23 protein-coding genes and 1 pseudogene are annotated in these 21,800 nt (G+C 66.5%); 10 read left to right on the top strand and 14 right to left on the bottom strand.

The features are described 5' to 3' along the window. The first annotated feature begins 248 nt into the window (after nt 1-248). From hpaD to hpaI, 6 genes and pseudogenes are all read left to right on the top strand, one after another. Complete coding sequence (gene hpaD, locus IM738_RS22695) at nt 249-1,175, top strand: 3,4-dihydroxyphenylacetate 2,3-dioxygenase (protein WP_236963295.1); 927 nt, start codon at nt 249-251, stop codon at nt 1,173-1,175. Between the two features lie 13 nt (nt 1,176-1,188). Continuing rightward, on the top strand, nt 1,189-1,641 hold the full coding sequence (locus IM738_RS22700; protein WP_236963296.1) for a 5-carboxymethyl-2-hydroxymuconate Delta-isomerase: 453 nt from the start codon (nt 1,189-1,191) through the stop codon (nt 1,639-1,641). 7 nt (nt 1,642-1,648) lie between these two features. After that, nucleotides 1,649-2,475, top strand: a pseudogene (hpaH, locus tag IM738_RS22705) (2-oxo-hept-4-ene-1,7-dioate hydratase). Between the two features lie 21 nt (nt 2,476-2,496). After that, complete coding sequence (locus tag IM738_RS22710; RefSeq protein ID WP_236963297.1) at nt 2,497-3,258, top strand: class II aldolase/adducin family protein; 762 nt, start codon at nt 2,497-2,499, stop codon at nt 3,256-3,258. Beyond that, complete coding sequence (locus tag IM738_RS22715) at nt 3,255-4,283, top strand: 2-dehydropantoate 2-reductase (protein WP_236963298.1); 1,029 nt, start codon at nt 3,255-3,257, stop codon at nt 4,281-4,283. The genes IM738_RS22710 and IM738_RS22715 overlap by 4 nt, the downstream gene beginning before the upstream one ends. Beyond that, a complete protein-coding gene (gene hpaI / locus IM738_RS22720; protein WP_236963299.1) occupies nt 4,280-5,089 on the top strand; it encodes a 4-hydroxy-2-oxoheptanedioate aldolase in 810 nt (269 codons plus the stop codon). The genes IM738_RS22715 and hpaI overlap by 4 nt, the downstream gene beginning before the upstream one ends. Before the next feature lie 16 nt (nt 5,090-5,105). Here hpaI and IM738_RS22725 read toward each other — a convergent pair whose 3' ends face one another. Then, a complete protein-coding gene (locus IM738_RS22725; RefSeq protein ID WP_236963300.1) occupies nt 5,106-5,519 on the bottom strand; it encodes a VOC family protein in 414 nt (137 codons plus the stop codon). Between the two features lie 191 nt (nt 5,520-5,710). Here IM738_RS22725 and IM738_RS22730 point away from each other — a divergent pair, with 191 nt between their 5' ends. The 4 genes from IM738_RS22730 to IM738_RS22745 all read left to right on the top strand — a co-directional run bounded on the left by IM738_RS22730 (nt 5,711) and on the right by IM738_RS22745 (nt 7,844). After that, nucleotides 5,711-6,331: a TetR/AcrR family transcriptional regulator gene (locus IM738_RS22730; protein ID WP_236963301.1), complete on the top strand. Its 621-nt coding sequence runs from the start codon at nt 5,711-5,713 to the stop codon at nt 6,329-6,331. Beyond that, nucleotides 6,328-6,654, top strand: coding sequence for a YciI family protein (locus tag IM738_RS22735; protein ID WP_236963302.1), 327 nt, complete (start codon nt 6,328-6,330; stop codon nt 6,652-6,654). Before IM738_RS22730 ends, IM738_RS22735 begins: the two co-directional genes overlap by 4 nt. 61 nt (nt 6,655-6,715) lie before the next feature. After that, nucleotides 6,716-7,333, top strand: coding sequence for a DNA-3-methyladenine glycosylase I (locus tag IM738_RS22740; RefSeq protein ID WP_236963303.1), 618 nt, complete (start codon nt 6,716-6,718; stop codon nt 7,331-7,333). Nucleotides 7,334-7,364: 31 nt separating this feature from the next. Then, nucleotides 7,365-7,844 (top strand): hypothetical protein, encoded by a 480-nt coding sequence (locus IM738_RS22745; protein ID WP_236963304.1) that lies wholly within the window; start codon nt 7,365-7,367, stop codon nt 7,842-7,844. Here the strand turns inward: IM738_RS22745 and IM738_RS22750 are convergent. From IM738_RS22750 to IM738_RS22810, 13 genes are all read right to left on the bottom strand, one after another. Further along, complete coding sequence (locus tag IM738_RS22750; RefSeq protein ID WP_236963305.1) at nt 7,812-10,769, bottom strand: NACHT domain-containing protein; 2,958 nt, start codon at nt 10,767-10,769, stop codon at nt 7,812-7,814. The genes IM738_RS22745 and IM738_RS22750 overlap by 33 nt on opposite strands. Nucleotides 10,770-11,054: 285 nt before the next feature. Then, complete coding sequence (locus tag IM738_RS22755) at nt 11,055-11,849, bottom strand: 2-keto-4-pentenoate hydratase (RefSeq protein ID WP_236963306.1); 795 nt, start codon at nt 11,847-11,849, stop codon at nt 11,055-11,057. 42 nt (nt 11,850-11,891) lie between these two features. Further along, nucleotides 11,892-13,277 (bottom strand): amidase, encoded by a 1,386-nt coding sequence (locus IM738_RS22760; RefSeq protein WP_236963307.1) that lies wholly within the window; start codon nt 13,275-13,277, stop codon nt 11,892-11,894. A gap of 75 nt (nt 13,278-13,352) precedes the next feature. After that, nucleotides 13,353-13,544, bottom strand: a complete 192-nt coding sequence (locus tag IM738_RS22765; protein WP_236963308.1) for a 2-hydroxymuconate tautomerase — start codon at nt 13,542-13,544, stop codon at nt 13,353-13,355. 13 nt (nt 13,545-13,557) lie between these two features. Next, on the bottom strand, nt 13,558-14,595 hold the full coding sequence (dmpG, locus tag IM738_RS22770; RefSeq protein ID WP_236963309.1) for a 4-hydroxy-2-oxovalerate aldolase: 1,038 nt from the start codon (nt 14,593-14,595) through the stop codon (nt 13,558-13,560). Nucleotides 14,596-14,698: 103 nt separating this feature from the next. Next, nucleotides 14,699-15,613, bottom strand: a complete 915-nt coding sequence (locus tag IM738_RS22775; RefSeq protein WP_236963310.1) for an acetaldehyde dehydrogenase (acetylating) — start codon at nt 15,611-15,613, stop codon at nt 14,699-14,701. Between the two features lie 19 nt (nt 15,614-15,632). Further along, nucleotides 15,633-16,421, bottom strand: coding sequence for a 2-oxo-3-hexenedioate decarboxylase (gene dmpH, locus IM738_RS22780; RefSeq protein WP_236963311.1), 789 nt, complete (start codon nt 16,419-16,421; stop codon nt 15,633-15,635). Between the two features lie 19 nt (nt 16,422-16,440). Continuing rightward, a complete protein-coding gene (gene dmpE, locus IM738_RS22785; RefSeq protein WP_236963312.1) occupies nt 16,441-17,217 on the bottom strand; it encodes a 2-oxopent-4-enoate hydratase in 777 nt (258 codons plus the stop codon). Nucleotides 17,218-17,232: 15 nt separating this feature from the next. Then, nucleotides 17,233-18,099, bottom strand: coding sequence for an alpha/beta fold hydrolase (locus IM738_RS22790; protein ID WP_236963313.1), 867 nt, complete (start codon nt 18,097-18,099; stop codon nt 17,233-17,235). 297 nt (nt 18,100-18,396) lie between these two features. Next, nucleotides 18,397-19,851 carry a 2-hydroxymuconic semialdehyde dehydrogenase gene (locus tag IM738_RS22795; RefSeq protein WP_236963314.1) on the bottom strand — a complete coding sequence of 485 codons (1,455 nt, stop codon included), beginning with the start codon at nt 19,849-19,851 and terminating at the stop codon, nt 18,397-18,399. A 22-nt stretch (nt 19,852-19,873) separates the two neighbouring features. Continuing rightward, the gene (locus IM738_RS22800; protein WP_236963315.1) at nt 19,874-20,305 is read right to left on the bottom strand and encodes a GlcG/HbpS family heme-binding protein; all 432 of its coding nucleotides are present in this window, start codon (nt 20,303-20,305) and stop codon (nt 19,874-19,876) included. Nucleotides 20,306-20,460: 155 nt separating this feature from the next. After that, nucleotides 20,461-21,405, bottom strand: a complete 945-nt coding sequence (locus IM738_RS22805; protein WP_236963316.1) for a catechol 2,3-dioxygenase — start codon at nt 21,403-21,405, stop codon at nt 20,461-20,463. Between the two features lie 21 nt (nt 21,406-21,426). Further along, a complete protein-coding gene (locus IM738_RS22810; protein WP_236963317.1) occupies nt 21,427-21,798 on the bottom strand; it encodes a 2Fe-2S iron-sulfur cluster-binding protein in 372 nt (123 codons plus the stop codon). Nucleotides 21,799-21,800 lie beyond the last annotated feature (2 nt).

The raw sequence follows: 21,800 nt of genomic DNA on the forward strand, positions 1-21,800 counted from the left end.
ACTTCGCTGCACCGGGTACCCCGGTCCTCCCAGCCAGAAGTGATGCTGGCACTCAACCGTTCGCGCGCCGATGCGCAGCGAGAGAAGGCGGTGATGGGTGTGTGCCGCAGCGAAGTAAAGGAGGAGGGTTTTGCGCAGCAAAACCCGGGGGACATGAGCGGAGGCATGCACCCGTCGCCGCCTTCTCCCCACACCAGTCAGCCAACCAACGGCAACCAAACAACGAAGCACCAACGGAGACAGACGCAATGGGCAAAGTAGCACTCGTAGGAAAGATCACCCACGTCCCCTCGATGTACCTCAGCGAACTCGACGGCCCCCGCAAAGGCTCCCGCCAGGACGCCATCGACGGCCACAAAGAAATCGCGCGCCGCTGCAAAGAGCTGGGCGTCGACACCATCGTTGTCTTCGACACCCACTGGCTCGTCAACGCCAGCTACCACCTCAACTGCGCGCCGCACTTCGAAGGCACCTACACCAGCAACGAGCTGCCGCACTTCATCAGCAACATGCCGTTTGCCATCCCCGGCAACCCCGAGCTGGGGCAACTGCTGGCCAAGGTGGCCAACGAGCACGGCGTCGAAACCCTGGCCCACCACGCCACCACGCTCGGCCCCGAATACGGCACCCTCGTGCCCATGCGCTACATGAACGCCGACCAGCACTTCAAGGCCGTCTCGGTCTCCGCGCTGTGCACGGTCCACTACCTCAACGACAGCGCGCGCCTGGGCTGGGCCATGCGCAAGGCGGTCGAAGACCACTACGACGGCACCGTCGCCTTCCTCGCCAGCGGGTCCCTGAGCCACCGCTTCGCGCAGAACGGCCTCGCGCCCGAATTCGCCTTCAAGGTCTGGAGCCCCTTCCTCGAAACCCTGGACCACCGCGTGGTGCAGATGTGGGAAAACGGCGAGTGGGCCGACTTCTGCGGCATGCTGCCCGAGTACGCGGCCAAGGGCCACGGCGAAGGCTTCATGCACGACACCGCCATGATGATGGGCGTGCTGGGCTGGAGCGAATACGAAGGCAAGGCCGAGGTCATCACGCCGTATTTCGGCGCCAGCGGCACCGGCCAGATCAACGCCGTCTTCCCCGTCACCCCCGTCACCGGCAAGGCCATTCCCAAAGCGCAGGCCTCGGCCGCCGATGGCTTCCGCCTCGTGAGTTCACGTCTCTGAACGGAAATCCCTCATGCCCCACCTCGTCATCCTCTACACCCCCAACCTCGACAAGCCGGCGGCCGAGGGCGGCGTCGACATGACCGGCCTGTGCCGCGCTCTGTGCGACGCCATGCTCGCGGTGCGCGACGAGCAGGACAAACAGGTCTTTCCCCACGGCGGCACGCGCGTGCTGGCCTACCCCGCCGCACACAGCGCCGTGTCCGACGGCGGTGCCGCCGGCATCGCGGCGGGCCTGGGCGGCGACTACGCCTTCGTCTACATGAACGTTCGCATGGCCCAAGGTCGCAGCGCCGTCGTGCACCAGCGTGTGGGCGACGCGCTCAGCGCCTGCGTGAAAGAACGCTTCGCCGAGCAACTGGCGAAACGCCCCATCGGCATCACCGTGCAGGTGGACGAAGGCCACGAGGTTTTCGACGCCAAGAACAGTTCGCTGCACCCGCTCTTTGCGCCCAAGAAAGCCTGACCCCACCATGTTCAGCCCCGAACTCATCGCCCAGTTAGCCGCCGAGCTGCAGCAGTCCCAGCAGACCCGCATGCAGGTCGAGCACTTTTCCAAACGCCATCCCGGCATGACCGTCGAAGACGGCTACCGCATCGGTCGCGCCTGGGTGGATCTGGAAAGGCCGCCGGCAAGAAGGTGATCGGCCACAAGATCGGCCTCACCAGCCGCGCCATGCAGATCAGCAGCCAGATCGACGAGCCCGACTACGGCACCCTGCTCGATCACATGCTCTACACCGCGAAGGCCGGCGAGGTGCTGGAAATTCCGGTGACGGACTTCATCGCGCCGCGCGTCGAAGTGGAACTCGCCTTCGTGCTCAAGGCGCCGCTGGCCGGCCCGAACGTCACGGTGGAGGACGTGCTCGCCGCGACGGACTACATCACCCCCGCCATCGAGATCATCGACGCGCGCATCGAGCAGTTCGACCGACACACGAAAGTGATGCGCAAGGTCTACGACACCATCAGCGACAACGCGGCCAACGCCGGCATCGTGATCGGCGCGGGCGACCCCGCGTTCAGAGCCGACCCGCGCAGCACCAACCGCCCCTGGTGCGGCGCCATCCTGCGGCAGAACGGCGCGGTCGAAGAGACCGGTCTGGCCGCCGGCGTGCAGGGCGACCCGGCCATCGGCATCGCCTGGCTGGCCAACAAGCTCGCGCCCTGGGGCGAAACGCTGCAGGCCGGCGAGATCGTGCTCGCGGGCAGCTTCACGCGGCCCGTGGCCGCGAAAGCGGGCGACCTGTTTGAGGCCGACTACGGCCCGCTGGGTTGCCTCCGATTCAAGTTCATCTGAACGCACCAGAGGAGACCATCCATGTCCGAAGCCTTCCTGCGTCCCGCCCGTTTCAGCGAAGCCGAGTGGGCCGCGCGCGTGCAGCTCGCCGCGTGTTACCGCATCTTTGCCCACCTGGGCTGGGCCGAGCTGATCTACAACCACATCTCGCTGCGCGTCCCCGGGCCGGACGACCACTTCCTCATCAACCCCTTCGGCCTGCACTACACCGAGGTCACGGCATCCAACCTGGTGAAGGTGGACATCGACGGCCACACCATCGGCCACAGCGACTGGCCCATCAACCCGGCCGGCTTCACCTTCCACGGCGCCATCCACGCCACGCTGCCCGACGCGCACTGCGTGATGCACGTGCACACCACGCCGACCATGGCGGTGTGCTGCCTGAAGGACGGCCTGTCGTTCACCAACTTCTACGCGGCCCAGCTCCACGGGCAGGTGGCGTACCACGAGTTCGAGGGCATCACCGTGCACCGCGACGAGGGCGCACGCATCCTCGCGTCGTCGGGCGGCAAGCCCGTGCTGCTGCTGCGCAACCACGGCCCCGTGGTCATGGGCAGCACGCTGGCGCAAGCCTTCAACCGCCTGTGGGTGCTTCAGCGTGCGTGCGAAGTGCAGATGGCCTCGCAGCCGCTGGGCGAACTGCAGCCCATCAGCGAAGCCGCGCTGCAGGCCTGCGTGCGCGACTCGCTGAACTTCAACCCCAAATTCGGCGCCGGTGAAGATTCGTTCGCCGCCATGCAACGCCTGATCGACCGCATCGACCCGGGGTATCGCGCATGAACGCCTCGTCCTTTCAGAAGATTGCCATCGTCGGCGTCGGCGCCATCGGTGGCCTGTTTGCCGGCTGGCTCGGCTCGCGCCTGCCGGCCGGACAGATCCAGCTCTCGGCGGTGGCGCGCGGCGAGACCCTGCGCACGTTGCGCGAGCGCGGTCTGGTGTGGGTCGATGCTGACGGCGCGGAGCACCGTGTCGCAGTCAACGCCAGCGACGACCCCGCGAGCCTCGGCGTGCAGGACCTGGTGATCGTCTCGGTCAAGGGCCCGGCCATGCCACAGGTCGCGCCCGCCGTGCGCGCGCTCATGGGGCCAAACACCGTGGTGCTGGTGGCCATGAACGGCGTGCCCTGGTGGTTCTTCGACGGCCTGCCCGGTGAAGCTGCCGGCCTGCAGCTCAACGCCGTCGACCCCGGCGGCGTCACCGCGCGGCACATCCCCACATCGCAGGTCATCGGCTGCGTGGTGCACGCCAGCGCCGCAGCGCCGCGGCCCGCGCGCATCGAACGCATCAAGAACAACCAGCTCATCATCGGCGAGCCGGCCGGCGGCCTCACACCACGAGTGCGGGCAGTGGCCGACCTGCTGAGCGCAGCGGGCTTCGGCGTCACCGTGTCCGAGCGCATCCAGCGCGACATCTGGTTCAAGCTCTGGGGCAACATGACCATGAACCCGGTCTCGGCCATCACCGGCGCGCCCTGCGACCGCATCCTCGACGACGAGCTGGTGCGTGGCTTCTGCAGCGCGGTCATGCTGGAGGCCCAGGCCATCGGCGCGCGCATCGGCATCCCCATCGACCAGCAACCCGAAGACCGCCACGGCCTCACGCGCAAGCTCGGCTCGTTCAAGACCTCGATGCTGCAGGACGTGGAAGCCGGCCGCCCCATCGAGCTCGACGCGCTGGTGGGCGCCGTGCGCGAGATCGGCCAGCACCTCGGCGAAGCCACGCCGAACATGGATGCGCTCATGGGCCTCACCCGGCTCATGGGGCAAATGAAGCAGCTCTACCCCGAACCGACGAAGACACCATGAAGATCCCTCAGAACACCTTTCGCGACGCCCTCAAGGCCGGCCAACCCCAGATCGGCTGCTGGGTCGGCTTCGCCTCGCCCGACGTGGCTGAGGCCCTGGCCGGCTGCGGCTTTCACTGGCTGCTGATCGACGGCGAACACGCGCCCAACGACCCGCGCACCGCCCTCGACCAGCTGCGCGCAGTTGCCCCGTATGGCAAGACCCACGCCGTCGTGCGCGCGGTCGAGGCCAACGTGGCCCTGGTCAAGCAGTACCTCGACATCGGCGCGCAGACCCTGCTGATCCCGATGATCGACACCGCCGAGCAGGCCGCGCTCATGGTCCAGGCCATGCGCTACCCGCCCGAAGGCATCCGCGGCATGGGCGCGGCGCTGGCGCGCGCCTCGCGCTGGAACCAGGTCGACGACTACCTGAACCAGGCCAATCACCAGATGTGCCTGCTGGTGCAGGCCGAGACGGTGGAGGCGGTGAAGAACCTCAAAGCCATCGCCGAGACCGAGGGCGTGGACGGCGTGTTCTTCGGCCCGGCCGACCTCTCGGCCAGCATGGGCCACCGCGGCCAGCCCGGCCACCCCGAGGTGCAGAAGGTCATCCTCGACGGCATCGCCACCGTGCGCGCTGCCGGCAAGGCCGCCGGCATCCTCGCCACCGACCCGGCGCTGGCGCAGCAGTACCTCGACGCGGGCGCACTGTTCGTGGCGGTGGGGGTGGACACGACGCTGCTGGTGAAAGCTGCGACAGGGCTGGTGCAGCGCTTTGGCGCCGGGGCAGCGGCCACCCCGCCGTCCGCATCCGGAGGCTACTGAGCGCCCCCGGCGCGGCTCATTCGGGCCGGTGGCAGACCGCCTCGACGTTGTTGCCCTCAGGGTCGATCACGAAGGCACCGTAGTAATTGGGGTGGTAGTCCGGGCGCAGGCCGGGCGCGCCGTTGTCCTTGCCGCCTGCGGCGATGGCCGCCTTGTAGAAGGCATCCACCTGCGCACGGCTTTCAGCGCGCCACGCCAGATGGCAGCCCGATGTGGCCGCTGGCCCGCCATAGGGCGAAGGCCCGTCGATGAACCAGACGTCGGCCTTCTTGCCGTCGGGCTCGGCGGCGTCGGGGTAGGCCAGGCCGAGCATGTTGGAGCCGTAGTTCCCTTCAAAGCAGACGCTGTAACCCAGCGGCGCCAGGGCGGCGCTGTAGAAGGCCTTGGCCTGGGCGATGTTGGTCACGCGAAACGTCATGTGGTCGAGCATGTGGGGTCCTTCAGGTGATGCGGAGTGCACGTTGGAGATGAGAACTGTATAGATGTACAGCATAAACCGCAAGAGGCCGACCAATGTGGTGAGACGCGCGCCGTCGCCGCCGTTGCCTTGCTTAGGACGCTTGTCCTATACTGCCTAGGCCAATCGTCCTAGAAACACCCGCCCACCATGCCCTCGCCGTCATGAGCGCCGCTGAAGCCACACCCACCACCCGAGAGCGCATCGTCGACGCGGCCGACACCCTGTTCTACCAACGGGGGTTCGAGAAGACGTCCTTCGCCGACATCGCGGATGCCGTCGGCCTCTCGCGCGGCAACTTCTACTACCACTTCCGAACCAAGGACGACATCCTGGCGGCGGTCGTCGCGCAGCGTTCGTCGAGGACCCAGTCCATGCTGGCGTCGTGGACGCGGGACGCCGCAACGCCGTCGGACCGGCTGCGCTGCTTCGCGGAAATGCTGGTCCGCAACCGGCACGACATCCAGCGCTACGGCTGCCCGGTGGGAACGCTGTGCGCCGAACTGTCCAAACTCGACCACCCCGCACAGAGCGACGCCGGCATGATCTTCGGCCAGTTCCGCGACTGGCTGCGCACCCAATTCGAGGCCCTGGGCCATGCGCCGCGCGCCGACGAACTGGCGCTGCACCTGCTCGCGCGCAGCCAGGGCGTTGCGATGCTGGCCAGCACCTTCCACGACGAAGCCTTCATCCAGCGCGAAGTGGCGTTGATGGCCGAGTGGCTGGACACCTTCGTTCCCCATCCGGTGGCCGCGAAACGGCCCAGACGAAAGACCGCCCCATGAACCTTCACAGCACAACCGTGTTCATCGTCTTCCTGCGATTCGGCCCGAACCGCGCGCAGGCGGGCCAGTGGATGGCCGGGCACCAGCAGTGGATTCAGGACGGCATCGCCGATGGCAGCTTCCTGCTGGCCGGCTCGCTCAATCAGGCAAAGGGCGGCCTGGTGATCGCCGTGGGCACCGATGCCGCCGCCCTCCATGCCCGCGTCGCGCAAGACCCTTTCGTGGTGCACGGCGTCGTGACGGCCGACATCCATGCCGTCGCCCCGTCGTTCATGGCGCAAGGCTTGTCTGCACTGCTCGCCGGCTGCGGGAGTGCTGCATGAGCGCTGCGCCGGGCCGCCCCAAGCAAGCTTGCACCGCAGCTCGAAGAGCGGAGGTGGCCTTGTGAGCGCCGCCCAGACCGTGAACGGCAGCGACGGCCAGCCGCGCTGCCGCTGGTGCGCGGCCGCGCCGGAGTTCGAGGCCTACCACGACCACGAATGGGGCTTTCCGGTGGGCGACGACATCCGCCTGTTCGAGAAGCTTTGCCTGGAGAGCTTCCAGTCGGGCCTGAGCTGGCGAACCATCCTCGCCAAGCGCGAGAACTTCCGAAAGGCATTCGACGGGTTCGACTTTCACCGCATGGCGACCTACGACGAGCGCCAGGTCGGCCGCCTGCTGCAGGACGAAGGCATCGTCCGTCACCGGGGCAAGATCGAAGCCGTCATCCACAACGCCGGTCGCGCCGTCAGCCTTCAGGCCGAGTGCGGGTCGCTGGCGGCCTACTTCTGGCGCCACGAAGTGGACCGTGCCCAAGCCGCGCCACCTCAAACCGTGTCGACCTCACCCGAGGCGCTGGCCCTGGCGAAAGACCTGAAGCAACGCGGCTGGAAGTTTGTCGGGCCCACCACCGTCTACGCCTTCATGCAGGCCATGGGCTTGTTGAACGACCACGTGCCTGGCTGCATCGTGGCTAAGCGGGTGGATCAGGCGCGGGCTGTGTTCAAGGTGCCGGTGCCCTGACGTTGGTAGGCCACCTCAAAGTCACCCCGAGGTGCAGAAGGTCATCCAGGGCGGCATCGCCACCGTGTGCGCTGTTGGCAAGGCGGCTGGCATCCTCGCCACCGATCCGGCGCTCGCGCAGCTTGACCTCGACGCGGGCGCGCTGTTCGTGGCGGTGGGGGTGGACACGATGCTGCTGGTGAAGGCCGCGAGTGGGTTGGTGCAGCGGTTTGGTGCGGGCGGTTCAAAGGCGCCGGCTGCGCCTCGGGTGGGTACTGAGGGGCTACTGAGGAGCCGGGGTTCATTCGATCCCGACGAGGCCTGCAAAAGGCTGAGTGCAGCAGGTCGGATTCAGCCATCGAGTGACAGCTACTACCTAAACCCGATGTTCAGCGTCTCGCAGGGCAGCTTTCCGCTACGCTTCCGATGCCGGATTTCCGCCGGGGACGGAAGAAAGTCCCTCAGTGCCCTATGTCTCTACTTTCGGCTAAGTGCATGCTCAGCAGTCGCCCCAGAAATCTGCAACCCCTGAAATGCTGCTATTACGACGTGCAATGTCAGCAGGGGTAACCTGAAAGACTAGTCGGCTCTTGGGCCGTCCCTTGGCATTGATGATCTCCCACGACGCCAAGTTGCAGTGCGTGAGCCGGCTCACGAATTCGGTCCACTTCGTCAATCCGAGCCGACGCGTCCAACCCAACCTGTTTCCATCCGACTCAAAGTTGTCCGAGAAGACGACGATGGGCGCGTCCGGCCGGCTCATTAGTGCCTCGATGAAGTAATTCGCCGTGTCCAGCCACTGCTGGGCGGCAGCGCCAGCCTCGCGCTCGATAACGCCCGCCTCTTCTAGGGCAGCTCGGATTTCAGGGGTTGTATCGCAGTAGGTATCCGGCGATTTGAATTCGTGAATCAGCTCCGGGGCTACATTGCGAAGCAGCTCTAACGTCGAGGTGTCGTCAACTTGAAGGTAGCTGATGGGCGTGTCCTTGACGTCCACAGCCGCTGCGCCCCTTGAAAGGAAGAGCTGGTCGATGCGGGCGTTGCGAATTTCCAAGTAATCGCCTTGCCCTTTGGTTAGCTTAATTGTCTGGAACACCAGCCCGGACGCCGAAAAGTTTGGTGGCATGCCTGCATAGTGATCGAGGAGCGCCGTCCAAAGACTTCCAACGTTCTTTTTCCAGATTGGCGAAGCACCTTCAATCCTCACGAGGATATCCAGCGCCTTGCGCGCCGAGTCGGGGTTGTTCGCGACGAACCATTCGATGACAGCCGGATGAATCGCGCTCGCGGCGAAGAAGTTGCCGACGTAGGTCTTGTCGACTCCAGCCTTGCACCGTCGCTGTAGTGCCAGGGAAAGAAAGCAATCGGAAATCACTTCGTGAGAGAACCCGAAATTGCTGTTGCCCGTGATGAGTTCGCCGGCCGACAGGCCGCACAGAGAGGTCAGCCTACGCTTCAGTCCCGGGCGCTCTTTGTCCAAATCATTGAGGCCTAGGCAGATACTGGCGCAGAGTTCGAGGTCAGAGTGCTCCAGCTCACGCTCACCTTCCAGATGCATCATCTCAGCGAACTCGCTGAACAGCACCTGGAGCTCCGGCATGGTGAGGATTGGAACGTTGGTATGGTCCAGAATCTTCTTCGCCTCGCGTTCGAGGTACTGCTCGACAACGACCTGGAAGATTCCACGGGAATCTGCATTGACGCTCGTCCGACTCATGCACCAAGTCGCGAACGCTTTGGCGAAAAACGGGATTGTTAGCAGATGCCAATCTTGATCGCCCAGAGCGGCGAGTGCTTGGTCTTGAACACCGTAGCTCTTCAGGAAGGCCTCGGTCGTCGGGCGAGTCCAAGGCTGGATGTTGGCTACCGTGTGTTCCACATTCAGGTTGGTCGTCTCGTTGAGGGCTCGCCGATAACGGGTCATGTAGTAGGCAGAGCGCGCTGAGGCAATCATCACGCCGCGGCCGCGTAAATCGCGGAACCACCCTTCAAGAGAGCCAAGTGGATTGTCGTAACCGCTGCTGCCGAGGAGCTCGTCGAAGCCGTCGACGATAAGCACGAGCATGCCGTTCCTGCAGAGCGCCTTAGCACTCTGGCTGTCGAGGATGCGGGTGATGCTCAGCGAAGTGTTGATAGCGTCGTCTAGGTTGGAGAGCGCCCGTCCTGTGGAGCTTACGAACAAGTACAGCGGCGCGTCGCTAGTCGGATCGACCTCGACAGCGAGGGCTCGTTCCCGGGCGAGCGTCAGAAGAAGCTCGGTTTTTCCCATACCTGCGTCGCCAACAACGAAGAACACCGTAGTAAAGCTCTTGGATGGCAGGCAGGCCGCGTCAACGCGCAGCTGGAGGTCGATATCCTCCGGAGCTGAACTTTGCGAGTCCGACTCCTCGACCAGTACCGCAGGGACCTTATTTCCAGCAATGGATTGTGTAATGCCGGTCTCTGCGATTTGCTTCCGCCTTTCTTGCTCCTCAAGCTCAATGCGCACCCTCCTCGCGAGAACACCCCAGTTAGCGATCCCGCGCAGGAAGCCGGAGTACCCAACCCAAGTGTTGGCTGCGGGGTCGAGCCACTCGTAGCGGTTGTCTGGCCCACGACGGAACATATCTGTCCTGTGCACGTTGCCTTGGCTGCTGGGCTGCGTCCAAGTGACGAAGACAACTCCCGCGTGCTGGCCTTCCCCGAAGTCGTATGGTGGCGGCGAATGGTCCTCTGAGAATCCCGCGATATCCCGCGTGATCTCATAGACAAACTGGCCAAAGTGCCTGGCTGTTGGGTCCTTGCCCAAGAAGCCCTCTCGGAACGCATGGGTGTTTTCCGGACGCTGGTTGCGGTAGGCACCAATCGCCGGGCACAGGTAGTACACGCCATCCGAGTCGAAGCTCGAATAGATGCCGATCACGCCTTGCGCAATGTTGGCGTCCCAGACGGGGCAGAGTTCCTGCTCGTCCGTCCCGCACACGGATTTGATGGACGTCGCGCTCGTCATGTAGGTGAACTTGCGCAACTGGGCTTCCAGGCGACTCGCGGTTTCTTCAGAGAACTCTCGCAAGGCGTTACAGATCGAAGCGGCCGATACATCCTCGGCGGGGATCGGGGTTCCATGCGAAAGTTCATCGCGAATGGTCTTGAAGTTCTTGCCAGCGTGGATGTTTCTCGAAAACTCGCCGAGAAAGCCCTCGGCAAACTCGCGCCATCCAACGATGACCGGATCTTGGCTGGCGCCCCATTTCCTGGCGAGCTTGATTCCGCTAAGCATTTCGCCGACGCCAGGGGTGTCACCTAGCTTGAGCGGTGCGGCAGTGCGAGTTCCGTAAGCGGCCAGCAGGGTCAGCGCGACTTTTATGTGAAAGTCCACGAGCGCGGCGTATTCCCGGGCGTCTGAAGGCGATCGGGTCAGGCGCTTACTGTATGGCGTTGAATAGTCGCGGATGAGCTCTGAGAGTTTCCCTTGCATAAATTTTCCTGTGGCGTCCCTGATGCACCGAGCAGCGACTGCTGCAACCTCTTGGCGCAGTCTACGTCTTTCGATCCTCCGATAGCCCGAGACCGTGCTGATCAGCTTGTGAATGTCATCAGCACTTCCGAATCGGCCAACGAGGCCAAGACGGGCGGGTCAGTCACTGACCGAAATGTGGCCGATAGCGCTTGCTCGACGGTCCGTGTCGACGGTTTCGAACCGCTGCATTCTTGTCGTTGATGTCAGATCGCGCCTACCGGCACATGCCTGTGGGGTGGCATCTCAGCCGCGACGAACAGCCACCTCAACCGACCAAGCATCGTCGGAAGAAAACACCCCCACCAGCCGCCCACCCGCCTCCAGTGCACAAGCCGCCGTCAGCCCTCCCGTGATCACCAGATCACCCGCCTCCAGCCGCTGACCGAAAGCGGCCAGCTCCCGCGCCAGCCGCGCCACAGCGTCCAGCGGGTGGCCGTCGGCGTCGGCGCCCACGCCCTGGCCCAGCGTTTTGTGGCTGCCGTCGTGCAGGCGCACGGCCACGGTGTCGAGCGCCATCAGGTCGGTCACCGGCAGGCGCGGCCCGACGACGACCTGGCCGGCGGACGAGTTGTCGGCGGTGTTCTGTTCGAGGTTGAAGCGGTAGCCGGTCCAGGTGGAGTGCACGACTTCGAGGCAGGCGTAGGCGCTTTCCACGGCGGCGGCCACGGTGTGGCGGTCGACGGGCGCCTGCCGCGCGTCGAGGGCGGTGTGGAGGCGCAGCCCGATCTCGGGTTCGACCCGCGGCTGCACCAGGCGCTCGTGCACCGCATCGCCCGAACTCAGCAGCATCCAGTCGGTCAGCGGCCCGATGTTGGGCCGGTCGATGCCCATCTGGCGGCGCATGACCTCCGAGGTGTAGCCCAGCTTCCACCCGACCATCCGCTCACCGGTGGCGAGGCGCAGAGCGAGCAGCGCGCGCTGGATGGCGTAGGCGGTGGCGAGGTCGGGCGAGCCGATGGTGGCCTCGGCGTCCAGGGTGCGCCCGGCCTGGCGGGCGGCCCAGATGGCTTCGGCGAATTGCGCGGGCGTCTGGGTCATGGGGGGCTCCGCCGGGAAGGGGTTGAGGGTGGGGCGCGCTGGCTAGGACAGGTCGGGCGCGCCCAGCAGCGCGTGGCCCTGGCCGATCAGGGCTTCGATGCCGAGCGCGATGCCGATCAGCCGCACCTCGGCGCGTGGCGGGCTCATCAGCTGCAGGCCCACCGGCATCCGGTTCGCATCGAGGCCCACGGGCATCGTCAGCGCGCACCAGCCAAACAGGTTGCTGATGGCGGTGTTGCGCATGGCCTTCATGTTGGCCGGCGCGTAGGTCTCCACCGTGCCGATGTCGGCCAGCCGCGGCGGCGAGGCGGGCACGGTGGGCGTGAGCAGGACGTCGACCTCGTCGAACACCCGGGCCGCGCCCGCGCCGCAGCGCTGCAGCACGGCCTTGCGCTTCAGGTACTCGACCGACGACACCTGTTCGGCCCAGCGCACGCGGTCGCGCACCACCGGGTCCAGGCGCTCCACCTTGTGCGGGAAGTGCAGGTCGAGGTAGGCCGCCAGTTCGGACGCCGCGAGGCCGCCGCGGCGGAAGATGTCGAAGGCTTCTTCGCAGTTGGGCAACGGGAGGCGGACCACCTGTGCGCCGGCCTGGGCGATGCGGTCGATGCTCGCTTCCACGGCGGCGGCGATACTGGGGTCGATGTCGTCCCAGAAGTGGTTCTGCGGAACGCCGATGCGCAGTCCGCGCAAGGCGACTGCGGGCGCCTGCAGGGCGTGGCTGTCCGCATCCAGGGCGGCGAACGCGTAGGCCAGGTCTTCCACCGTGCGGGTGAGCAGCCCGGCCGTGTCGAGCGAGGACGACAGCGGCACGATGCCTTCGAGCGGCCAACGCCCCACGGTGGTCTTCAGGCCCACCTGCCCGGTCATGGACGAGGGCACGCGCACCGAACCCGCGGTGTCGGTGCCGAGCGCCAGCAAGGCGCTGCCCTGCACCAGCGAGACGCCCGCGCCCGCGCTGGACCCGCCGGGCACGCGGTGTTCGTGGGGCGACCAGGGGTTCCAGGGCGTGCCCCAGTGGGCGTTGACGCCGAGGCCACCGAACGCGAACTCGACGGTGTGTGTCTTGCCGACCACGATGCCCAGTTGCCGCTGCAGCCGCGCGACCAGCGGGCCGGCCGCCTGCCAGGCCTCGGGCAGGGCTTCGTCGCTGCCCGCGAACACCGGCAGACCGGGCACGCCGTACAGGTCTTTCACCGACACCGGCAGGCCCATCAGCGGGCCCAGGTCCATGCCCTGGTCCAGCAGGGTGTCGACCGCTTCGGCGGTGGTGCGGGCGCGCGCGCCGTCCCAGGTCTTGTAGGCGTTGAGCCGGTGTTCGGTGCGCGCGTGGTTCTGCGCGCAGGCCTCCACCAGCCCCACCGCCGTCAGTTCACGGCGGCGCAGTCGGGCGGCGTGTTCGGCCAGCGAAAGGTGGGCAGCGTTCAAGGGCCTTCTCCTCGGGGTGGGGTGAACAGGGTGGGCCCCATTGTCACCACCCGGCCGCGGCGGCCTCCGCCTGGGTCAGCGCCCGAGGTCTTTCGCCGACACCCCGGCGATGCCCCAGTTCTCCTTGGGCATCTCGTGGATCCAGACGCGGATGGTTTCCTTCTTCGCGTCGGTGGCATCAACCAGCGCCTGGGTGACCTTCTCGATCACGGCCTTCTTCTGCTCGCGCGTGCGGCCTTCGAGCATGTAGATCTGTGCGAATGGCATGGTGGGGTCCTCCTCAGGCGGCGCGCCGCTGCTCGCGCGCATCGCGCGCGCGGGCCATGGTCATGGCGGTGTCTTCGATCATGTCTTCCTGTCCACCGACCATCTTCTTGCGGCCGAGTTCGACCAGGATGTCGCGCGCCGACAGGCCGTACTTGACGGCGGCGCGCTTGGCGAACAGCAGGAAGCTGCCGTACACGCCGGCGTAGCCCAGCGTGAGCGCGTCGCGGTCGATGCGGATGGGGAAGTCCATGATCGGCACCACCAGGTCTTCGGCCACGTCCTGGATCTTCCAGACGTCGACGCCGGTCTGCACGCCCATGCGGTCGAGCACGGCGACCAGCACCTCCATCGGCGTGTTGCCCGCACCCGCGCCCAGGCCGGCGGCCGCAGCGTCGATGCGGGTGGCGCCACATTGGATCGCGGCGACCGAGTTGGCCACGCCCATGGCCAGGTTGTGGTGGCCGTGGAAGCCCAGCTCGGTCTCGGGCTTGAGCGCGTCGCGCACCGCCTGCAGGCGCGCCTTCACGTCGCCCGGCAACATATAGCCGGCCGAGTCGGTGATGTAGATGCAGTTGGCGCCGTAGCCTTCCATCAGCTTGGCCTGTTTCACCAGGCCTTCGGGGCTGTTCATGTGGGCCATCATCAGGAAGCCGACGGTGTCCATGTCGAGCTGGCGCGCGTAGGTGATGTGCTGTTCGCTCACGTCGGCCTCGGTGCAGTGCGTCGCCACGCGGATGGTGTGCACGCCCAGGCCGTGCGCCATCTTCAGGTGGTCGACGGTGCCGATGCCGGGCAGCAGCAGGGCCGAGACCTTGGCCTGCTTCATCAGCGGGATCACGGTGCCCAGGTACTCCTCGTCACTGTGGGCCGGGAAGCCGTAGTTGACGCTGGAGCCGCCCAGGCCGTCGCCATGGGTCACCTCGATCAGCGGCACACCGGCGGCGTCCAGGCCGCAGGCGATGCTCTTCATCTGGTCGAGCGTCATCAGGTGGCGCTTGGGGTGCATCCCGTCGCGCAGGGTCATGTCGTGCAGGGTGATTTTGGTGCTCATGTGAATCTCTTTCGGATGTCTTTGCGAGGGCTGCCGCAGAACCGGCTTTGCCGAGCTGCAGGCTGCGCCCCCTGCAAGGGGGTGACGCGAAGCGGCGCGGGGGTTAGGCCATGCTTGGTTCGAGCACGAGCTCGCCCTTCAGAATTTCTTCGGCAAACATCTCGGCCGTGCGCGCGGCGGCGGCCGTCATGATGTCCAGGTTGCCGGCGTACTTGGGCAGGTAGTCGCCCAGGCCCTCGACCTCCATGAAGACCGAGACGCGGTTGCCGTCGAAGACGGGGCCGTTGACCAGCTTGTAGCCCGGCACGTACTTCTGCACTTCCTTGATCATGTCGTGCACGCTCTTGGTGATGGCGGCCTCGTCGGGCGTGCCTTCGACCAGGCAGTGCACCGTGTCGCGCATGATCAGCGGCGGCTCGGCCGGGTTGATCACGATGATGGCCTTGCCCTTTTTCGCGCCGCCCACCTTCTCGACCGCGCCGGCCGTGGTGCGGGTGAACTCGTCGATGTTCTTGCGCGTGCCGGGGCCGACCGACTTGCTGGACACGGTGGCCACGATCTCGCCGTAGGCCACCGGCTGCACGCGGCTGACCGCGTAGACCATGGGGATGGTGGCCTGGCCGCCGCAGGTGACCATGTTCACATTCATCTCGCGCTGGCCGACGTGCTGCTTGAGGTTGACGGGCGGCACGCAGTAGGGGCCGATGGCCGCGGGCGTGAGGTCGATCATCATCGCGCCCTGCGCGTTGACCTTGCGCGAGTTCTCGGCGTGCACGTAGGCGCTGGTGGCGTCGAACACGATCTGCACGCCGTCGGCCTTCATGTGCGGGATCAGGCCGTCCACGCCCTCGGCGGTGGTCTTGATGCCCATTTCCTTGGCGCGCTTGAGGCCGTCGGAGTTGGGGTCGATGCCGACCATCCACACGGGTTCGAGCACCGGGCTGCGCTGCAGCTTGGCCAGCAGGTCGGTGCCGATGTTGCCGGGCCCGATCAGGGCGCACTTGATCTTCTTGCTCATGGGTTTCCTTTTCTGAATCTCAAACGAAGCGCAGGCCTGTGCTGCCCATGCCTTGAACTTTCAAAGTCACAGAGTCGCCTGCGGCGACGGACACGGCTTCGGTGATGCCGCCGGACAGGATCAGCGTGCCGGCGGGAATCTCCTCGCCGCGCGCGCCCAGGTGGTTGGCCAGCATGGCAATCGCGGTGGCCGGGTGGCCGAGCACAGCCGCGCCGGCGCCAAACGCCACGGGCTGGCCGTTCTTCTCCATCACGATGCCGACGGTGCGCAGGTCCTGGCCGTCCACCTTCATCGGCTGGCCGCCGACCACGAAGCGAGCGGCCGAGGTGTTGTCGGCGATCACGCTCTTGAGGTCGAACTTGAAGTCGCGGTAGCGGCTGTCGATCACCTCGATGCCGGGCAGCACGAAGTCGGTCGCGGCCAGCACGGTGCCCATGTGGCAGCCCGGTCCCTTGAGTGCGCGCTTGAGCACGAAGGCGATCTCGGGCTCGACCTTGGGGTGGATGAGTTCGCTGGTCTTCACCTCGCCGCCGTGCGGCACGGCGTAGTCCTCGGTCATGAAGCCGAACACGGGCGAGCTCACGCCCATCTGCTTCATCTTGGCGAACGAGGTCAGGCCGGCCTTCAGGCCCGCGAGCTTGAGGCCCCGGCCTTGCTTGCGCGTGAGCAGGGCGGCCTGGATCGCGTAGGCGTCTTCCCAGTCCATGTCCGGGTGGTCGTCGGTGATCTTGTGGGTGTCGCGGGCCTGCAGCTGGCAGTTCTCCAGGTGCTCGGCCAGGGCGTCGATGGTGGCTTTGTCGAGGGTCATGGTGGTGTGCTCCGCGGGATCAGTTGAAGCGCACCGAGCACTCGCCCAGTCCGCCGATGGAGACGCGGAAGAAGTCGCCCTTGGCGGCCGGGAACATGGCGGCCAGCGCGCCCGAGAGCACGACCTCGCCGGCCTTCAGCGGAATGCCCAGGCGACCCATGGTGTTGGCCAGCCAGGCCACCGCGTTCAGCGGCGAGCCCAGGGCCGCGGCGCCCGCGCCGGTGGCGACCACCTCGCCGTTTTTCTCCAGCACCATGCCGCAGGTCTGCAGGTCCAGCGCCAGCGGGCTGACCGCGCGGTCGCCCAGCACGAACACGCCGCACGAGGCGTTGTCGGCCACGGTGTCCGTGATCTTGATCTTCCAGTCGCGGATGCGCGAGTCGACGATCTCGAAGCAGGGCATCACGCACTCGGTCGCGGCCAGCACGTCGGCCACGCCCACGCCCGGGCCCATCAGGTCGCGCTTGAGCAGGAAGGCGATCTCGCCTTCGGCCTTGGGCTGGATCAGCGTCGAGATGTCGATGGTCTCGCCCTGGTTGACGATCATCGCGTCGGTCAGGTAGCCGAAGTCGGGCTGGTGCACGCCGAGCATGTTCATCACCGCCGCCGAGGTCACGCCGATCTTCTTGCCGACGATGCGCTCGCCGTCCTGCAGGCGGCGCTGCAGCATGCGCTCCTGGATGCGGTAGGCCTGCTCGATGGTGATGTCGGGGAAGCGGGTGGACAGCGGGTTGACGACCTGCCGGTCGCGCAGCGCGGTGTAGAGCTCGTCGCCCAGGGTGTCGATGGAGATCATGGTGTGGGTGTCTTGTTAAGAGGTCTTGGTGGCCTGGGCGTCGGCTTCTTCGAGGAAGTTCGCGACCAGCTGCGCGAAGCGCGCGGCATGTTCGATCTGGGTCCAGTGGCCGCAGTGGCCGAACACGTGCAGCTGGCTGTTGGGGATCCATTGGCTCAGCGTCAGCGAGGTCTGCAGCGGGATCACCTGGTCTTCGCGGCCGTGCACGATCAGGGTCTCGTGCGGCAGCGCGCGGATCGCGGCTTCGGGGCTGGCCATGGCGTCGACCCAGCGCTGGCGCGGGGCCGGGAACATGGCGGAGAAGGACTCTTGGAAGCCGGGGCGGATGCTGGCCTGGTAGCGCAGCTCGGCCAGCTCGTCGGTCACGAGCGCGCGGCTGTGGGCAAAGATGTCCAGCAGCTGCTTCATGGTCGCGAGCGAGGGCTGATAGCCCCAGACCGCATCGAGGCCCGGCGTGATCGGGAACGGCACACCGACCGAGCCCATCAGCACCAGACGGCGCACGCGCTGCGGCGCGCGGATGGCGAGCGCCAGCGACAGCGCGCCGCCGAAGCTGTTGCCGACCACGTCGGCCTGCTCGACGCCCATCGTGTCCATGACATCGAGCGCCTGCTGCACCCAGGTGTCCATGTTGTAGGTGATGCCCGCCGGGCGGTCGGTGTAGCCGAAGCCCACCATGTCGGGCGCGATCACGCGGCGGTCCTGTGCGATGACGGGCATGGCCAGGCGCCAGTTGGCCCAGGCGCTCACGCCGGGGCCGGAGCCGTGGATGAACAGCACCGGCGGCTGGCCGGGCTTCGAGGCGCCTAGGTCGTGCACGTTGCTGTTGAACGCGCCCGTGCGGACGCTCAGCGCAATTTCAGGGTTGTGAGGGGCATTCATTTGTTGCTGCTTTCTCTTTGGCTTTCTCTCGTTTGCTGTCGTGGCGTGTCTTCGTTGGCGGGGCGGCGCGTGGGTCGGGGCGACTGGTTCCGTTCATGTCCCCCGTCGGGCGCTGAGCGCCCGCCTCCTCCTTTACTTCACTGCACCAGTCGCCCCGACCCACGCGCTGGGTGTTCGCGGGGCAGTCCCCCAGAGCAGCCGTGGAACCGGCTTGGCCGGGCCACAGGCTGCGTCTCCCCTCTAAGCGCCGCAGGCGCGCCAGAGAGGGGGGAAGCCGAGCAGCGGCGCAGGGGGAGTTCACAGCCTGACCATGACGTTGCGGAGCTCGGTGTAGAACTCCAGCGAATGCACGCCACCTTCGCGGCCGATGCCCGAGGCCTTGGCGCCGCCGAACGCGGTGCGCAGGTCGCGCAGGAACCAGCTGTTGATCCAGCAGAGGCCCACCTCGATGGCGGCGGCCATGCGGTGCGCGGTGCCGAGGTTCTGGGTCCACACGGTGGTGGCCAGGCCGTAGTCGGTGGCGTTGGCCAGGGCAATCGCTTCCTCTTCGGTGTCGAAGGGCGCGATGTGGCAGCAGGGGCCGAAGATCTCTTCGCGGATCACGCTGGCGCTCTCGGGCAGGCCGGTCCAGATGGTGGGCTGGACGAAGTGGCCGTGGGCGAGTTCGCCCGCCATCACCGGGGCGCCGCCGCCGGTGACCACGGTCGCACCTTCGGCCTGGGCCTTGGCGTAGTAACCCAGCACCTTGGCCTTGTGTTCGGCCGAGATCAGCGGGCCGATGCCCACGCCCGGGGTGTCGGGGCCGCCGATCTTCAGGCCCTCGGCCTTCTCTTTGAGCGCGGCGACGAACCTGTCGAAGATCGGGCGCTGCACGTAGACGCGCTCGGTGCCGAGGCAGACCTGGCCGCAGTTCTCGAACGCGCTGCGCGTGATGCCGGCGACGGCTTTCTCGAAGTCGGCGTCGGCGAACACGATGCCGGCGTTCTTGCCGCCGAGTTCGAACGACACCGGGCGCACGCCCTTGGCGGCGGCGGCCATGATGGCCTCGCCCGTGCGGGTCTCGCCGGTGAAGGTGATGCCGTTGACGCGCGGGTGCTTGGTGATGAATTCGCCCGCCGATCCGGGGCCGAAACCGTGCAGCACCTGGTACACGCCTTTCGGGATGCCGACCGTGTTCATCACCTCGCCCAGCAAGGTGGCGGTGGCGGGGGTTTCTTCCGAGGGCTTGACGATCACGGTGTTGCCGCAGGCCAGCGCCGGGCCGACCTTCCAGGTCATCAGCAGCAGCGGCAGGTTCCAGGGGCAGATCACGCCGACCACGCCCAGCGGCGAGCGGATCGCGTAGCTCACGGCCGTGCCGCCGTCGGGCGTGGTCATCTGGAAGCTCTCGGTCGGGACGTTCTTGACGATGTCGGCGAAGACCTTGAAGTTGGCCGCGCCGCGCGGGATGTCGATGTGGCTGGCCAGCGAGCGCGGCTTGCCGGTGTCCGCCAGTTCGGCTTCGAGGAAGTCGTCGAAGCGGCGGTTGATCTCGTCGGCCACGGCGTGCAGCAGCTCGGTGCGCTTGACCACGCTCATCGTGCCCCACTCACCCTTGAGCGCGGCGTGCGCGGCGGCGACGGCCGCGTCCACCTCGGACTGACCGGCTTCATGGACCAGACCGACCACGGCGTTGGTCGCCGGGTTGCGGTTCTCGAAGGTCCTGTCCGTGGCGACGAACTCGCCGTTGATGAAGTTGTGGAACTTTTTCATGTTGCGTGCGTGAAGTAAAAAATCAATTCAGGCCCAGGGCCTGCAAGCCGGCACGGGCACAGGCCTCGTCCTGCTCGGCCGAACCACCGGAGACACCGATGCCGCCCAGGCGTGCACCGTCCGCAGCGATGGGCAGGCCACCGCCGAACACCACCAGGCGCGGCCGCAAGGGCAGGCCCAGGCGCAAGGCCTCGTCGCCCGCCAGCACCTGCGGCCACTGGCTGGTGGGGAAGCCGAAGCTCGCGGCCGTGTAGGCCTTGTCGATCGCGATGTCGATCGAATGCAGAAACGCGTTGGGCATGCGCAAGAACGCAGCGAGGACGCCCGAGGCATCGGTCACGGCCACGTTGATGCGTATGCCCAAAACCTCTGCGTGCGCCACCGCCGCCTGGCAAGCCAGTGAGGCCGCTGAGGCGGTGATCACGGAAGAAGGAACGGAGAGTGCGGATGACATGAAAAGAAAAGTTGTTGGCGTGAGGGGACTTCAACCCAGAGGCACCGAGGAACCGGCTTAGCCGGGCCTCAGGTGCCGTCCCCCCTCGAAGCGCCGCAGGCGCGCCACGGAGGGGGGAAGCCGCGTCAGCGGCGCAGGGGGGAGATCCGAGTGCTTCACGTGTACACGTCGGTGAAAGAGGCCACCAGATCTCCCGTGTGATAGAAGATGCCGCTGCCCAGCATGTCCTCGGTCCAGGTGGTCACGGGCCGGTCGCGCTGCGCCAGGTAGCCCAGGCCCGCGAAGGTCTCGTTGCGGTTGCCACTCGGGTCGAAGAAGTAGATGGTCTCGCCGCGGGTGATGCCGTGGCGCGTGGGCGCCACGTCGATGCGCACCTTGTTCTTGGCCATCACGTCGGCGGCCTTGAGCACGTCGTGCCACGAGTCCAGGAAGAACGCGATGTGGTGCAGGCCGCTGCGCGGACCGCCCACGAAAGCGATGTCGTGCGGCGTGGTGGTTCGGCTCATCCAGGTGGCGGCCTGCATGTTGCCTTCGGGGCCGACCAGCACCTGCTCGGTCAGGAAGAAGTCGAGCGCCTCGGTCATGAAGCGGGTGTTGTCGGCCACGGTGTTGATGCCCGCCTCGGGGTTCATCTCGCACATCAGCAGCAGGTGGTCGAGCCAGTGCGCGCCCGCGCCCTTGAGGCCGTCCGGCCACGGGTCGGGGTTGGTGGTGCCGACGTCCGTGCCCACGTACTCCTTCATCGCGTAGAGGCGCATCTCGTGGCCGCTGGGCAGGTGGAACTGCAGCATGCGGCCGGTGGAGGGCAGCGTGCCTTCGGGCAGCACCGTGGTCTTCACGCCCCAGGCCTCGACCTTCTTCTGCAGTTCGTCGAGGTCGCTGTCCTTCTCGACCTTGTAGGCCACGTGGTTCAGGCCGGCCTGGTCCGACGGCGTCAGGATCAGCGAGAACTTGTCCCACTCGTCCCAGCACTTGAGGTAGACGTTGCCCGCCTTGTCCTTCATGGTGGTCTTGAGGCCGAGCACGTTTTCGTAGTGCCGGACCGCTGCGTCCATGTCCATCACTTTCAGGCTCGCGTGCCCGATTCGCATCACACCCATGGCTTGTCTCCTTCGATTTGGTTACTGCTGTTGCGACGATGGGCTTGCAGTCGCAGACCCTGCGCGCCCTTTTGAAAACGGTTTGTTCAACTTGCCGGCCACCTCCAGGTGCACCGGCGTGATGGGCGCCACGCGGCAGGCCAGCGTGTAGCCCTGGCACGCTTCTTCCGGCGTCACGTGGGCGCGGCTGATCGGGCCCAGGGGCTTGATCTCGCCATCGAGGATGCGCACCTTGCACACGCCGCAGCCGCCGTTGACGCAGCCCACCGGGATGCCCTTGCGACCGAGCTTCACCATGCCGTTCAGCAGGCTCTCGTTGCCCGCGCACGGAAAGGTCTCGTCCGTCTGGGCGACGTGCACCGCGAACTTGGGGCGGGTGTCGAAAACAGACATGC

It is taken from the genome of Hydrogenophaga sp. SL48 (assembly GCF_021729865.1).
Lineage (GTDB): Bacteria > Pseudomonadota > Gammaproteobacteria > Burkholderiales > Burkholderiaceae_C > Hydrogenophaga.